Source organism: Vibrio sp. 10N.222.48.A3, from assembly GCF_041475345.1.
Classification (GTDB): Bacteria; Pseudomonadota; Gammaproteobacteria; order Enterobacterales; family Vibrionaceae; genus Vibrio; species Vibrio tasmaniensis_A.
In genome coordinates this window covers 1-1,310 of record NZ_JBFRVX010001094.1, presented here as the reverse complement: position 1 = coordinate 1,310, position 1,310 = coordinate 1, and the positions used below count along the sequence as shown (strand labels likewise).

Below are 1,310 nucleotides of genomic sequence, written 5' to 3'. Positions count from 1 at the left end.
GTAATCGATTTCAAGTGTGACCTCACTCTAATTATGCAAACCAATGTAACAACAACAATTCAATGGTGATCTTTATCACAGAAAATTCCTGAGCATTGCATAGAATTAAAGCCTAAGGTCAATTAAGGATTCAACATGAACAGTCGTATTACCCTGGCGCTGGAAAGTGCTCCAACAGCAATCAAAGCACTTTTGAGTGACATCGTATTAGCAGACAACTTTGACGCGACATTGTCTCCAGAACAATTTGCTAGCCTACTGCAAGCAAGTGGTTTCGCGGATGACGAGCTACGTATTGCGCTACTTCCTTTTGCCGCAGCCTATTCTTACGCTCCGTTATCTGACTTTTATGTTGGTGCAATCGTGCGTGGTTTGTCTGGCACTCTGTATTTTGGTGCAAACCTTGAAATCGCTGGTGTTCAACTTGGCCAAACAGTACACGCTGAGCAATCTGCAATCAGCCACGCTTGGATGAAAGGCGAACAAGGTATTTCTGATATCACCATCAACTTCAGCCCTTGTGGTCACTGTCGTCAATTCATGAACGAACTGACCACAGCGAAAGAGCTTAAGGTTCAGCTTCCACAACGTGATGAAATGTCTCTGCAAGAGTACCTACCAGACTCGTTCGGCCCTGCTGATTTAGGTGTAACAACAGGCCTAATGACAAAGCTTGATCATAAGTACACGACCGAAGAAACAACACCTATTGTTGTAGATGCGCTAGCAGCACTAAACCGCAGCCATGCGCCTTACACCAAAAACCTAAGTGGTGTTTCGCTACAACTGACGTCAGGTGAAATTTTTACGGGTGCTTACGCTGAAAACGCAGCGTTCAACCCGAGCCTACCTCCTCTGCAAGTCGCGTTAATTCAACTTAAACTGGCTGGCTTCGATTTTGAACAAATTGAAAGTGCAGCTTTGGTTGAAATCGCCGAAGGTAGCATCAGTCACCTAGCGGATACGCAATCTACATTAGAAGCGATTAATCCCGACATTCCAGTGACTTACTTAGCAATCTAAGTACATCTAATTAACAAAAATTCAAATAAGCAGCCCTATTTAACGGGGCTGCTTTTTTTATACCTGTAATTAACGCAACAACTTGCGCAAACGTTTGCTTTTATCATTGAAATAAGTATGATCACCCCGTTTTCAATCAATCGTTCAAAAGATCGGAAGGAATTTCTATGTTTGGTACTGCTACTCGTGAAAATGCTACTCGTGTACTTCTATTAGGTTCAGGTGAACTCGGCAAAGAAGTTGCTATCGAGTGCCAACGTTTAGGTTTGGAAGTTATTGCTTGTGAC

Annotated in this window: 1 protein-coding gene and 1 pseudogene; both read left to right on the top strand. The window is 43.1% G+C overall.

Annotation, left to right across the window (positions count from 1 at the left end):
* Window positions 1-135: 135 nt before the first annotated feature.
* Complete coding sequence (cdd, locus tag AB4653_RS23920; protein WP_102258541.1) at window positions 136-1,023, top strand: cytidine deaminase; 888 nt, start codon at window positions 136-138, stop codon at window positions 1,021-1,023.
* Between the two features lie 167 nt (window positions 1,024-1,190).
* Window positions 1,191-1,310 (top strand): annotated as a pseudogene (locus AB4653_RS23915) (phosphoribosylglycinamide formyltransferase 2); the annotation flags it as partial.